At 68.5% G+C, this 13,493-nt stretch carries 11 protein-coding genes; 1 reads left to right on the top strand and 10 read right to left on the bottom strand.

All coding sequences use genetic code 11. The features are described from left to right. Positions 1–54 precede the first annotated feature (54 nt). Genes QQZ11_RS04530 through QQZ11_RS04520 form a run of 3 tightly spaced genes read right to left on the bottom strand, consistent with a single transcriptional unit; the run spans position 55 to position 3,565 of the window. Complete coding sequence (locus tag QQZ11_RS04530) at positions 55–1,266, bottom strand: glycosyltransferase family 4 protein (RefSeq protein ID WP_284548929.1); 1,212 nt, start codon at positions 1,264–1,266, stop codon at positions 55–57. Then, complete coding sequence (locus tag QQZ11_RS04525; protein WP_284548928.1) at positions 1,263–2,366, bottom strand: alanine racemase; 1,104 nt, start codon at positions 2,364–2,366, stop codon at positions 1,263–1,265. Before QQZ11_RS04525 ends, QQZ11_RS04530 begins: the two co-directional genes overlap by 4 nt. Then, positions 2,363–3,565, bottom strand: a complete 1,203-nt coding sequence (locus QQZ11_RS04520) for a lipid II:glycine glycyltransferase FemX (protein WP_446698814.1) — start codon at positions 3,563–3,565, stop codon at positions 2,363–2,365. Before QQZ11_RS04520 ends, QQZ11_RS04525 begins: the two co-directional genes overlap by 4 nt. A gap of 206 nt (positions 3,566–3,771) precedes the next feature. On the opposite strand from QQZ11_RS04520, the gene QQZ11_RS04515 reads away from it, so the two are divergent. After that, entirely contained in the window at positions 3,772–4,575 is an 804-nt protein-coding gene (locus QQZ11_RS04515; protein WP_284548926.1) for an endonuclease/exonuclease/phosphatase family protein, read from the top strand. Positions 4,576–4,611: 36 nt separating this feature from the next. Here QQZ11_RS04515 and QQZ11_RS04510 read toward each other — a convergent pair whose 3' ends face one another. The 7 genes from QQZ11_RS04510 to pta all read right to left on the bottom strand — a co-directional run bounded on the left by QQZ11_RS04510 (position 4,612) and on the right by pta (position 13,490). Then, positions 4,612–5,106, bottom strand: coding sequence for a GyrI-like domain-containing protein (locus QQZ11_RS04510; RefSeq protein ID WP_284548925.1), 495 nt, complete (start codon positions 5,104–5,106; stop codon positions 4,612–4,614). Positions 5,107–5,138: 32 nt separating this feature from the next. Next, the gene (locus QQZ11_RS04505; RefSeq protein ID WP_284548924.1) at positions 5,139–6,896 is read right to left on the bottom strand and encodes an FAD-binding oxidoreductase; all 1,758 of its coding nucleotides are present in this window, start codon (positions 6,894–6,896) and stop codon (positions 5,139–5,141) included. A gap of 11 nt (positions 6,897–6,907) precedes the next feature. Next, positions 6,908–7,681: a lysophospholipid acyltransferase family protein gene (locus QQZ11_RS04500; protein ID WP_284550157.1), complete on the bottom strand. Its 774-nt coding sequence runs from the start codon at positions 7,679–7,681 to the stop codon at positions 6,908–6,910. A 62-nt stretch (positions 7,682–7,743) separates the two neighbouring features. Continuing rightward, entirely contained in the window at positions 7,744–8,523 is a 780-nt protein-coding gene (locus tag QQZ11_RS04495; protein ID WP_284548923.1) for an SDR family NAD(P)-dependent oxidoreductase, read from the bottom strand. A gap of 123 nt (positions 8,524–8,646) precedes the next feature. Further along, entirely contained in the window at positions 8,647–9,930 is a 1,284-nt protein-coding gene (locus QQZ11_RS04490) for an RNA polymerase sigma factor (protein ID WP_284550155.1), read from the bottom strand. Positions 9,931–10,160: 230 nt separating this feature from the next. Continuing rightward, positions 10,161–11,348 carry an acetate/propionate family kinase gene (locus tag QQZ11_RS04485; protein ID WP_284548921.1) on the bottom strand — a complete coding sequence of 396 codons (1,188 nt, stop codon included), beginning with the start codon at positions 11,346–11,348 and terminating at the stop codon, positions 10,161–10,163. Positions 11,349–11,402: 54 nt separating this feature from the next. Next, complete coding sequence (gene pta, locus QQZ11_RS04480) at positions 11,403–13,490, bottom strand: phosphate acetyltransferase (protein WP_284548919.1); 2,088 nt, start codon at positions 13,488–13,490, stop codon at positions 11,403–11,405. Between the last annotated feature and the right edge of the window lie 3 nt (positions 13,491–13,493).

The following is a 13,493-nucleotide window of genomic DNA, read 5'->3' as shown; positions in this document are numbered from 1 at the left end:
TCGCGCGTCAAGGTTCCTCCGCGGTGTTGGGGAAGTGTCGTCGGCTGAGTCTACTCAGTGAGCGGCGAAGGCCTTGTCGAGCACCGCCTCGAGCTTGTCGGCGGCGGCCTGCAGACTGAACCGCTCCACCATCAACTGCCGCGACCGCTCCCGCCAGCGCCGGTGGGTGGACTCGTCGGCGTCCCGCACCCGTTCGATCGCCGAGACGAGGTCATTCGGCTCGACGACGGCTCCGACCTCGTCGTCCTGGATCACGTCACGCAGGGGGACCCGCGCATTCGACACCACGGTGAGACCGGCGGCCATGTAGTCGAACAACTTGTTGGGGCTCATGCCCTTGTCGAAGACCGACTGGGGGCTGACCGTGTGCAGACCGGCGTCGCCCGCGCGCAGCACCCGCACCATGCGGTCCTTGGGCATCTGGTCGAGGAAGCGGACGTTGGTCAGCCCCTTCGCCTCGACGGAATCGATGGCTGCCTGCTTGCCCGACCCGGAACCGATCAGCACGAAGTCGACGTCGGGCAGGTGCTCGGCGGCGTCCACGATCAGGTCGAGCCCCACGTAGGGGGAGTGTGAACCCGAGAAGATGCACGTGAAGTGGGTGAACCCGAACTCCTCGCGCAGTTGGTCCTTGGTCTCGGTGCCCTCGAACTCGGCGAGGTCGGCCCCGTTCGAGATGACGTTGACCTTGTCGACGTCGATGCCGAGGGCCTCGAAGTGGTCCTCCCAGCCCTTGGTGACGACCACGATCTGGTCGGCGTGCCGGTAGAGGCGCCGCTCCACCTCGACCAGCACGCGGTGCATCGTCGAGCCGCGCTCGAGGGCACCGCCGGCGACCAGCGACTCGGGCCACAGGTCGCGCACCTCGAGCACGAAGGGCACCCGCGACAACCACGAGACCAGTGCGGCCGACACTGCGGCCAACAACTGCGGGGACGAGCCGAACACCAACCTCGGACGCTTCGCGAGTCCCACCGCGAAGGCCTCCGCAGCGAACACCCCCCAGCCGACCAGCCGGGCGGCACCGTTGCCGGAGTAGGCGGGCACGGGCATGAGGGTGAACCGGTCGTCCACGGCCGTCATGGTCTCGCCGGTGAGGTGGTGGCGGCTGGTCGCGACGATCGCAGGCGTCCACTTCTTCAGCCGGGTGAACATGTCGAAGTTGCGGGTGATGCCGCCGTACTCGCGGGGGAAGGCGTACTGGTTGATCACCAGCACGAGACGCTTCTCGTCAGTCGTCTGTGAGGCCTCACGTGGGTCGGTCACTGGTTCTCCTCCGGGGTCTGCTGGTCGGGCCTGTTGGACGAGTCCGGTCTGTCGGACGAGTCCGGTCTGTCGGACGAGTCGATGATCCGGTCGACCATCACGGTCGTGAGCCGCGCCTCGACCGGCACCTCGTCACCGATGGCCACGGCTCCCGCCCCGGGCAGGAAGACGAGCGAGGACTGCATGTGCGGGGGTTCGACGAAGAACCGCTTGCGGCCCGCCAGGGTGTAGGGCGACAGGGCTCGTCCGGTCGCGTCGACCCCTCCGAGGATCACCGCCTGGGCGCGCTGTCTCAGGGTCGCGCCGGCGGACGGTGCCGTCATCGCCACCCCGTTGGCGGTTCCGCCGGAGACGACCACCACCCAGCCGTCGGTCAACACCCGGTGTTGCCAGTACCCGACCTTGTCGCCGCGACTCACGGGGTGCAGGTCGAGCACGGTGGCCGTGACCCTCCGGGTCTGGGGTGCGCCGAGCCAGAGCTTCGTCCCCAACCGCAGTCGGGTCTCGACCCCCAGCTCACCGTTGAGGGTGTCGTGGTCGCGGGGGCTGAGGTGCGAGAGCCAGACCGGCCCGGTCGCCACGGCCAGGGCCGACGTGGCGAGCCGACGTGCCTCGTCGAGGGTGGGTCCGACCATCGGCAGGTGGATCGTCCAGCCCTCGAAGGTCAGCTCACGCAACAGGTCGGCGACCCGCGGGAGTTCTGCCGGCTCGACGCCGAAGCGCTGCATCGAGGTGCGCACCTCCACCACGACCCGGGCACCGGGGTGCTCGCGGACGATCGTGCGCAGGTCATCGAGGCGACCCACGGTGCTGATCACGCCCGGGTCGTCGAGCAGTTCGGTTGCGACCGGGTCGTGGGACGCCCACGGGGTGAGCACGACGATGTCACCCGACCAGTCGTCCCGAACGGTGGCGACCTCGTCGGCGACCCCGACGGCCAACGTGGCGACCCCCAACCGGGTCGCCTCCCGAGCCAGTCGGGGAAGGCCGAACCCGTAGCCATTGCCCTTCGCCACCGGCACCAGGCCGGGGGTGCGGCTGGCGACGGACGACAGGTGGTCCCGCCACGCCACCGTGTCGAGGTGCAGGGTGAGGCTCATGCGGTCGGCTTCTTCCCGGCGCGTCGCTCCATGTAGAGGGTGAAGGCCCGGTGCACGGGCCAGATCAGCGGGAGGTCCCACTCGCCGACGTAGCTGACGGCCTGACCGCCGGTGCCCACCTTGAACTGGATCAGCCCGATCTCGGGGTCGTCCTCGGCCACACCCTCGGTGATCCCGCGCAGGTCGTAGACCTCCCCGCCGGCGGCGAGGGAGTCCTGGATCATCTGCCACTGGATGGCGTTGGAGCCGCGCACCTCACGCTTGGCGTTGGTCGAGGCGCCGTAGGAGTACCAGCAGTGCCGTCCGACGCCGACCCAGGTCGTGGCCGCCACCAGCTCGCCCTCGTGGCGGGCCAGGTAGACACGCATCCGGTCGGGGTCCTCGTCAGTGAGGGCATCCCACATGGTCTGGAAGTACGACAACGGACGACCCGTGAACCCGTCCCGCGCAGCGGTCTCGAGATAGGCGGTGTGGAACGCGGCCAGGTCGTCGCGGGTGCCGCGGGTGACCTCGACACCTGACTTGTCGGCCTTCTTGATGTTGCGGCGCCAGAGCTGGTTCATGCCCTTGAGCAGTTCGTCGGGGGTCTTCTGGCGCCGCTCGCCGCTCTCCTCGTCGACGACGGTGAGGGGCAGCTGGAAGTTGAACTTGGGCTGGCCGGCCTGGAATCCCTCGCCGTCCTTGGGTGCCTTCCACCCCAGTGAGCGCAACTGGTTGGCGAGCCGGGTCGCCGCGTGGTCGGTGTGGTCGGCGGTTGCCTGCGAGAGCCGGGTGATCGCAGGGTCGGCGATCGCTGTCTTGATGGTCTCCGGCCCCCAGCTCTGGTGAGGCAGGGTGGGGCCGATCCGGAGCCCGAAGGCTCCCCGCTCGCGGGCGTGCTTCGCCAGTGCCGTCAGCAGTTCGGGCACATCGGGACGAGTCCAGTCGAGAACGGGGCCCTCGGGCAGGTAGGCGAGCGAACTCCTCAGTCCCAACCGGCTGACGTGGGGCAGTAGCCGGTACAGCACCAGCCCGACACCAATCAGCTCGGTCCCCTCGAACCAACCCAGCGACTCCGACGTCCACTCGGGCTTGACCTTCGCCCAGGCCGGTGTCTGCAGGAAGCTCACTGTGGTCGGGAACGTCGACCCCGGTGCGGACACCTCACGGATGAAGCCGAGGTGCTCGTCGGGGGTGATCCGGCGCAGATGAATGCTCACGCGCCCAATCTATCGGGCGGGCACCGTGGCCCGGGGCCCGGCGGCGCGAGGGCCACCTGCAGCAGGTGCACCCGAGCGGCCCATCGCAGCCCGATCGGGACGCGATGGGCTGTTCAGGTGCACAGGCTGCAGGTGTCGCCGCGCTGCCGGTGCTCGGCTTCGCGGACGACGCCACCCCCGGTCCCGGCCTGCGCAAGGCTGGACCCATGGCGACCACCCTCGACGTGATGACCTTCAACCTGCGCACTCCCGTCCGAACCGCCCAGCCGGGCGACCCGGACCACTGGCCCACCCGACTCGTGGCCACCGTCGAGTTGCTGCGGCAGCGTCGTCCGGCGGTGGTCGGCACCCAGGAGGGCTGCGACCCGCAGTGGGAGCGGCTGTTGCCCGCGTTGCCGCACTACCAGCGGCTCGGCTCCGGACGGGAACTCGGTCACCGGGGCGAGTACTCGGCGATCCTGGTCGACACCGCCCTGCTCGAGGTCGACGGCTGGCAACAGTTCACGCTGTCCGAGACCCCGGACGAGCTGGGCTCCCGCAGCTGGGACAGCGCGTGCACCCGCGTGGCCGTGGTCGCCGACCTCGTGGTGCGGGCGACCGGCGACAGGTTCACCGTGGCCAACACCCACCTCGACCACGCCAGCGAGCGTGCGCGGGTGGAGGGGGCGCGGCTGCTGAGGTCACGGATCGGGCGAAGGGCCACCGTGGTCACCGGGGACTTCAACAGCCGGGCCGGGGTGGCGCGGGCGTGGCACGAGTCGATCGAGGACGGCTTCGTCGACACCTGGCTGGCGAGCCACCCCGACGGGGCGTCCATCGACACCTTCAACGGCTATCGCGAACCGGGGGTCGGTGGTGACGAGCCTGGTCGCATCGACTGGATCCTGGCCACCCCGGACATTGCGGTCGCCTCGTCCGAGATCATCACCGATCGTCCACGTTTGGGGGAACACCGGCGGGTGTGGCCGAGCGACCACTGGCCGGTGGTGGCAACGCTGCGGGTGGGATGACGGCAGGGCCCCGTTCCGGCGTGCGCAGGGGCCTGCTCAACCGGCGTGTGGACGGGCCGGCTGGCCCGTCGGCGTGTCGAGGGAACCCTGGTAGCCCTCGATCGGGAAGGCCACGTCGCAGACCAGCTCGTCCATGCGGGCGGTGGAGAAGTCGGCGAAGTAGACCTCCCGCGGTGAGTCCGAGACGACCACCCGGCGACGGTTCACCCATTCGTCCACCGCACCGTAGGCGCCCATGATCTCGGGGTAGTCGGTCTCGGCCTTGGTGATGGTGACGTAGGCCTCGACATGTTCGGGCTCGACCCGGGCCACCACCTCGTCCCTCGCCGGCATGCCGACCAGGGACCGCACCGGTTGGCAGACCTCGACGGGGTTGGCCGTCACCTCGGAGACCTCACCGTGGTACAGCACGAACACCGGCGCCACAGGCTCGGCGAGTTCGCCCAGGATCTGCGAGGCGCGTTCGATGTGCTCGTCGATCTGCCCCACCCGCACGGTACGGGTGAGGCTCACCACCTGCTGCTCAGGCACCCTTCGCACCCTGACCTGCACGACGTCCTCCGTCACTCGCCCTTCGCGCCCCGGCGGGCGGCCAGCTTGGCCTTGGACTCCTGCTCCGGCAGCGAGTTGGACGACCATCCGGGCACCCCGTCGTGCACGATCTTGCCGGGGTTGAGGTTGCCCTGGGGGTCGATGCCGTCGAAGAGGGTGCGCTGGATGTGCACGCCGGCCTCCGAGATGTCCTCGGCCATCCACGGGCTGTGCTCCTCGCCGACACCGTGGTGGTGCGAGACGGTGCCGCCGTGCTCCATGAAGGACGACTGCACCGCGCGCTTGACCAGGTCGTAGCTCTCGAGGTTGGTCTCGGAACCGTCGGCCACCGCGAACGTGAAGTACTGGCAGGCACCGCCGTGGTAGCTGTGCGAGACGTGGCACATGATGTAGCCGCGGTGACCCGAGGCGGCGAAGGCCTCCTCGGCCCGCTTCACGGTCTCGTCGTGCACCGTCTGTGCCTTCGACCACGGGGTGGCGGTCTCACTGACGTCGGCGGGGATGCCCGTCGACAGCAGGAAGTCGCGGATCTGGGGCACGTCGTACTTCTTCTGGTCGTACATGGCGCCGGGACCCTTCCCGACCCCCATGCCGTTGTGCTTCGCCACGATCTTGTTGACGATGGACTTGGTGTAGCGCACGTGCGTGGCCGAGCCCTCGAAACCGATGAAGCTCAGGCAGATCTTGCCCAGGTCCCAGCCCTTGCGCACCATCAGCTTCTCGATCACCTGACTGCCCAGGTGCGAGATCTTGCCGGAGGGCTTCGCGGTCGACATCGAGAACTGGGTCTCGTTGTTGTCGCTGACGCGCACCAGGAAGGGAGCGGCATCGGAGTGGCAGATCTCCTCTGCGGCGCGCAGGCCGTCGGCGTAGGTGGCGAAGAAGTACGCCTGGATCTCCCGCACCTCGGGCTTGCGGTGCACGTTCATCCAGGCCTCGGTGATGATGCCGAGACGTCCCTCCGACCCGATCACCATCTCGCGCACCGACGGGCCCGACGAGCTCGAGGGGAGCGGACGAAGCTGCAGCACCCGGCCCTCGGGCATCACCATGCGCAGTCCCCGGGTGATGTCGGCGATGTCGCCGTACTTGTCGGACTGCATGCCCGAGCTGCGGGTCGCGATCCACCCACCGACCGTCGACCAGATGAAGGAGTCGGGGAAGTGGCCCATCGTCCAGCCGCGGGCGTTCAGCTGGGCCTCCATGTCGGGGCCGAGGGCGCCGGCCTGGATGCGCGCGAGGCCCGACTGCTCGTCGATCTCGAGCACCTTGTTCATCCGGCCCATGTCGACGCTCAGCACCTGGCGGGTCTCGTCGGGCAGGGCCTCGAGGGCAGCCACGATGTTGGAGCCGCCGCCGTAGGGGATCACCACGGCATTCGCCTCGAGGGCGGCGGCCACCAAGGCGATCACCTGGGCCTCGTCGGAGGGGTAGAGCACGGCGTCGGGGACTCGTCCCAGTTCACCGCGACGAACCCTGACCAGGTCGCGAATTCCCTTGCCGTAGGCGTGGGCGACGCGGCACTCGTCGTCGAGCACCACGAACTTCTCGCCGCCGAGCGCCTCGACGAGGCGGACCCGCAGGTCGTCCGACAACTGGCTCGCCGGCACGTCCAGGTCGCGGAAGTCGGGGGCCACGGGGTTCATCGTGGTGATGTCGACGCCGAGCTTGTCCATGACGAAGCCGGGGAACTTGGGCTTGTTGTCGTAGGTGAAACCCTTGCCCTCGTCGCCCCAGCCCCACCACTTCTGGTTCTTGACGCCCAGCATGTGAACTCCGTTCAGTTCTTGGTTGTGTTGTCGTCGTGAGGCGCACGCGTGCGGTCGACCTCGATCCTCGCCTGCGACTTCTCGATGGCCACCGTACGCGCATACTCGGCCAGCGTCTTCATGCCGTAGGCGCGGGCGGTGGTGTCGTGCAGTTCGATCACCTTGCGGCGCACCCGCTCGTTGAAGGCGTGCGCGATCTCACCGGGCACGGGGAACATCGGTTCGCCGAAGACGACGTGCACCGGCGGACGGCCCTTGGGCAGGTGGTTCTGGTGGTGGGGCCACGCGGCGTAGGCGCCCACCAGGGCAACCGGGACGATGGGGACGTTGCGGCTGATCGCCAGCGCTGCGGCACCGGGCTTGAACGCTCCCATGGCGCCGGTGCGCGACCGGGTACCCTCGGCGAACAGCAGGATCGGGACGCCGTCGGAGAGCAGAGCGGCCGCGAGGCCTCGCCTGGAACTCTTCTTCTGGTCGTCGGAGGTCGACTTCGACCCCCGCTCGATGGGGAAGGCGTTGAACAGCAGCGAGGTGTAGGCGGCGGTGTACCACTTGGTGAAGAAGTAGTCGGCGGCGGCGCCGGTGGACAGGTACTTCGACATCCGCCCGGGCAGTGCGCCGAAGATCAGGGGGGCGTCCAGGTGGGAGGAGTGGTTGCCGACGACCACGAACGTGTCGGGGGAGTTGGCGAGCCGATCGACACCGTGCACGCGGACGTCGAGCAGGCGCCAGACGAAGGGCTTGAGCAGCAGCAGTCGTGTGGCCGACCTCGCGGCGCGCTGCATCGGCGAGGTGTAGCGGCTGCGTCCGTCCGACTTGTCGGGCTTCGGCCTGGGAGACCTGGGGGTCACTTCTTCTTCTGTCTGCTCGAACTCAGGGCGCGCGAGACGAGGCGCATCGACCAGCGGGGGGCGTGCTGGGCGATCTGGATGGCGGCCTTCCACTTCAGCGTCGGGACCGAGATGACCTTGCCGGCCTCGGCATCGTCGAGAGCGGACTGCACGAGGGTGTCGACGTCGACCCAGACGATGTCGGGCAGGGTGCCGGCGTTGATGCCGGCCCGGTCGTGGAACTCGGTGTGCACCCAACCGGGGCACAGTGCCGACACCTTCACCCCCGTGCCGTGCAACTCGTTGGCGAGTCCCTGGGTGAAGCTGAGGCACCAGGCCTTGACCGCTGAGTAGTTGCCGCTCATGATCCAAGCGCTGGTCGAGGCAACGTTGATGATGGTGCCCCGGCCGCGGGCCTTCATGGCGCGTCCGGCGGCGGTGGAGAGTTCGAGCACCGCCCAGCACATGACGTCCATGGCCCGGCGCTGGAGCCCGAGTTCGTCCTTGTCGAGCAGCTTGGCGTGCAGCCCGAAGCCGGCGTTGTTCACGACCAGGTCGACCGGACGATCCGCGTCCTCGACCCGCTCGGCCACCCGGGTGACGTCAGCGGCCACCGAGAGGTCGGCCGGCAACACCTCGACCTCGGCCCCGTAGGCCTGGTGGAGTTCTGTGGCGAGGGTGTTCATGCGATCGACGTCACGGGCAACGATGACCAGGTCGTACCCACGGGCCACGAGATGTCGGCAGAACGCGTTGCCGATCCCTGCGGTGCCGCCGGTCACCAGTGCTGTCGCCATGCCGCCCAACTTACCGTGTATCAGCGGTGGTCATGGTGGCTCTTGGTCGGTGGGGGATTCGCGAGCTCCCGGGCCGCAGGGGTGACGACCTGTGCGGCCCGGTGAATCCACCGGGGGGACCGATCAGTCGCGACCGAGCTCGCCCAGACGCCGTGACAGGTGCGCCCTCTCCGCGCTGTTGGTGGCGAGTTCGAGAGCCCTGGAGTAGGACGTGCGGGCTCCCCTGCCGTCGCCGATCCGCCTCAGCAGTTCGGCCCTGACGACGTGGAACGGGTGGTAGCCGGAGAGCGCCTCCTCGAGTGGGAGGATCTCAGCCAGGGCCACCCTGGGCCCGTCGAGTTCGGCCACCGCGACGGCCCGGTTGAGCGCCACGATCGGGGAGGGGTCCACCCGCCTCAACTGGTCGTACAGCGTCACGATCTGCTCCCAGTCGGTGTCGCGCGCCTCTGCTGCCGACGTGTGCACCGCGTTGATGGCGGCCAGCAGTTGGTAGCGACCTGGTGGCACACCGGTGGCGATCCGCTGCCTGACCAAGGCCTGGCCCTCGGTGATCGCGGCCCGGTCCCAGCAGCCGCGATCCTGTTCGTCCAGGGTGACCAACTCACCGGACGAACTGACCCGCGCCCGATGGCGGGACCCGATCAACAGCATCAGCGCGAGCAGTCCGGTCACCTCACCCTCGTCGGGCAGCAGCACGTGCAGCAGCCGTGCGAGCCGAGTGGCCTCTTGGCAGAGGTCGACGCGGACCGGTGAGGAGTCGGGTGAGGAGGCCAGGTATCCCTCGTTGAAGATCAGGAACAGGGCGGCCAGCACCCCCTCAAGGCGCACCGGCAGGTCTTCGGCCGTCGGCACGCGGTAGGGGATCCCCGCCTCGGCGATCTTGCGCTTCGCCCGGCTGATCCGCTGCCCCATCGTGGTGTCCCGGACGAGGAAGGCGCTGGCGATCTCGGGGACGGTCAGGCCACCCACCATCCGCAGGGTCAGGGCCACCCGAGCCTCCATCGACAAGGCGGGATGGGCGCAGGTGAAGATCAGGCGGAGCCGGTCGTCGGGCAGGGCCGTTCCGGGATCGTCGTCCGCTGAGGCAAGCGGGTCGGCGAAGGGGTCGCCCGAGAGCGAAGGGTTGATGAGGGACTCGCCCATGGTGACCTCCTCGAGCTTGCGTCGACCGAGCTGGTCACGGCGGATCCGATCGATCGCCTTACGGGTGGCGGTGGTGGTCAACCAACCGCCGGGCTGGGGTGGCAGACCCTCTCGTCGCCAGTGCTCCACGGCGGTGGCGAAGGCCTCGGCCGTGGCCTCCTCGGCGATGTCGAGGCTGCCGACGCGACGGGTGAGTGAGGCCACCACCCGCGCCCACTCGGCGCGGTGGATGCGGGTGATGGCCTCGTCGATGCGCGTGGTGATGGCTGTCTCCCTTCGGGTGGCGCGCCCGGGAGGGGCGCACTCACCAGAACCACGACCAGCCTCGTCCGGTTTCGACACCGGCGGTGGCTGCTGGTGGGAATTCCCGGGGCACGGGTGATCCGTGTTGCCGGGAATGGGCGCACGTAGCTGCTGTTCTTCCTCATGGCTGCTGCTGTGGACGCCAGCCACGTGCAAGAACGCCAGCCACGAGGGTGGTGCGGTGCCCGGCCTCAGTCCAGCAGGGCCAACGTCTCCCGGGCCATGGCCAACTCCTCGTTGGTCGGCACCACGAGCACCGTCACCCTGGATTCCGGGCTGGAGATCACCCGCGGATCCTTCGAGCGGACCGCGTTGGCCACCTCGTCCAGGACCACCCCGAAGGGTGCGAGTCGCCCGACGACGGCGGCCCGCACCCAGGCGGCGTTCTCGCCGACGCCGGCGGTGAAGACGAGCACGTCCAACCCGCCGAGCAGGGCGGTGTAGGAGCCGATGTAGCTGACCAGCCGGTGCACGTACACGTCACGTCCGAGGATGGCATCGAAGTCACCCTGCTCGATCAGGGCCAGCACGTCGCGCATGTCCGTCTTGCCGGTGAGACCGAACATGCCCGACTGCTTGTTGAGGAAGTTGTCGGTCTCGGCCACGTCCCAGCCGTACTTGCGCTGCAGGTAGGCGAACAGCCCGGGGTCGACGTCACCACAGCGGGTGCCCATCACCAGTCCCTGCAGCGGGGTGAGTCCCATGGAGGTCTCGATCGGTTCGCCCCCGTCGATCGCCGAGGCGGAGGCGCCGTTGCCCAGGTGCAGGACGATCTGCTTGAGCGATCCCAGGTCTCGTCCGAGGAATTCGGCGGTCTTCTTCGACACGTAGCTGTGGGAGGTGCCGTGGAAGCCGTACTTGCGGATGTTCAGCGCGTCGGCCACCTCGTGCTTGATGGCGTAGGTGGTGGCCTCGTCGGGCAGGTTCGCGAAGAAGGCAGTGTCGAAGACCGCGACATGGGGCACGTCCGGCAGGGCCGCGCGGGCCGCCTCGATGCCGGCCACGGCCGGCGGATTGTGCAGCGGCGCGAGTCCGTAAAGCTCCTTGAGCTTGGTCACCATCGCGTCATTGATCATGGTCGTCTGCTGGAACATCCGGCCGCCGTGCACGGTTCGGTGGGCCACCGCGATCACCGGCTCGAGTGAGGGCCCGTGCTCGGCGAACGCGGCGACCACGGCCTCGAGGCCGGCGGTGTGGTCGGGGTAGACGTCATCGCTGTGGAACTCCTGCCCGTCCACCTCGTGGTCGAGGGTGCCACCGGCGGTGTCCCCGACCTTCTGCAGCAGCCCCACCGCCAGCACCTGTTCGGTGTCACCGTCGATCATCTGGTACTTGATCGAGGAGGAGCCGCAATTCAGCACCAGGATCGGACGAGCCATGTCATTCCTTGTCGGGGGTTGTTTCGAGAGGGTGGAGGGGGTCGGGCGGGGCGCTCAGTCGGACGAGGCCCGCTCGGCCTGCGCCTGGATGGCGGTGATCGCCACGGTGTTGACGATGTCGTCGACCAAGGCCCCGCGGGACAGGTCGTTGACGGGCTTGTTCAGCCCCTGCAGCACCGGCCCGACCGCGACGGCGCCGGAGGTGCGCTGCACCGCCTTGTAGGTGTTGTTGCCCGTGTTGAGGTCGGGGAAGATGAACACGGTCGCCTGCCCGGCCACCTCGCTGCCCGGCATCTTCTTGCGGCCCACGGCGGGATCGACCGCCGCGTCGAACTGGATCGGTCCCTCGACCTTCAGATCGGGACGACGCTGCCGCACCAGGTCGGTGGCCTCGCGCACCTTGTCGACGTCGGCACCCGACCCGGAGGTACCCGTCGAGTACGACAACATCGCCACCCGCGGTTCGATGCCGAATGCCTCGGCCGTCTGTGCGGACGAGATCGCGATGTCGGCCAACTGTTCGGCGGTGGGGTCGGGGTTGACCGCGCAGTCGGCGTAGACCAGAACCCGATCGGGCATGCACATCAGGAAACTCGACGACACGATCGTGACCCCGGGCTTGGTCTTGATGAACTCCAGGCTCGGACGAATGGTGTTGGCCGTGGTGTTGACCGCCCCCGAGACCATGCCGTCGGCCATGCCGAGGTGCACCATCATCGTCGCGAAGTACGAGAGGTCCTTGAACGTCTCGCGGGCCCGTTCCAGCGTCATCCCCTTGTGTGCCCGCAGACGGGTGTACTCCTCGGCGAACTGTTCGAGGAGTTCCGGGTCCTGCGGGTTGACGATGCGGGCGCGGTGCACGTCGAAGCCAAGTTCGAAGGAGCGCTGCTTGATCTCGGTCTCGTCCCCGAGCAGCACGAGATTGGCCACTCCGCGCGACAGCAGGATGCTGGCCGACTCGATGATCCGGTCATCGGCTGCCTCGGGCAGCACGATCGTCCGCTGGTCGGATCGCGCCTGCTGCATCAACTGGTACTCGAACATCAGCGGGGTCCGGATGTCGGGGCGCTGCAGGTCGAGGGCGGCGATCAGGGACTCGTGGTCGACGTGTTCGTTGAACAGGCGTCGGGCGACCTCGATCTTGCGTGGTGAGTTCGTCATCGTCCCGCCCAGGCCGAACAACCTCTCGGCGGTGCGGAAGGTGCCGGACTCGACCAGGGCGATCGGGATCTCGACCTTGGTGCCCTCCAGCAGTCGTCGGATGGTGGGCGGCACCTCGTACCCGCCGACCAGGAAGATCGCGGCAAGGTTGGGGAAGGTGCCCGAGTTGTGGGCCATCAACAGACCCGGCAGCAGGTCGAGTCGGTCGGACGGTGCAACCAGCGTGAACTCGTTCTCGAGCCGGTCGAGCAGGTTGGGCAGGGTCATCGACCCGACCAGCACGCCGAGGGACTCACGGTCCAACATCCGCTCGTTGCCCATCCACAGGGTGGCCTGGGTGGCCTCGAACTGTTGCTTGACGGTGGGCGCCCCCAGGACTGGGTGATCGGGGATGACGGCGGTGACCAGGGGCTCGTCCGAGGTCGAGAACTCGGCCAGTTCGGCGCGCAACTGGTCTGCGATGGCGGGGTTGACGCGGTTGGCGATCAGTCCGATGACGTCGTTGTGCACGGCGGTGAACTCGGTCATCGCGAGCCGCATCGAGGCCTTGATCTCGTCGACGTCGTGGCGGGGTCCACCCGCGACGATCACCACGGGGGAGTTGAGGTGGGCCGCAACGAGCGCGTTGAACTTCATCTCGGTGGGGGCCTGCACGTCGGAGTAGTCGGAGCCGACGATGACGATCGCGTCGTAGTGGTCGCGGATCGCCCCGAACTTGTTGACGATGGTGGCCATCGCCTCCTCGGGGTCGCGGCCCACCTCGTCGTAGCTGACGCCGAACGCCTCGTCGTAGCTCTGCTCGATCGTGGGCAGGTTCACCAGGGTGTCGGTGACCTCGTCCTGGTGAGCCCCGCTGCGCACCACCGGACGGAAGACCCCAACCCGTTTCACCTCGCGCGTGAACGACTCGATCAGGCCCAGGGCGATCGCGGACTTGCCGACCCGGCCCTCAGGAGACGCGATGAAGATGCTCTTGGTCACGTT

Source organism: Aestuariimicrobium sp. T2.26MG-19.2B (genome assembly GCF_950101875.1).
GTDB classification, from domain to species: domain Bacteria; phylum Actinomycetota; class Actinomycetes; order Propionibacteriales; family Propionibacteriaceae; genus Aestuariimicrobium; species Aestuariimicrobium kwangyangense.
The sequence above is the reverse complement of the archived record's forward strand: the minus strand, read 5'-3'. Positions and strand labels throughout refer to the sequence as shown.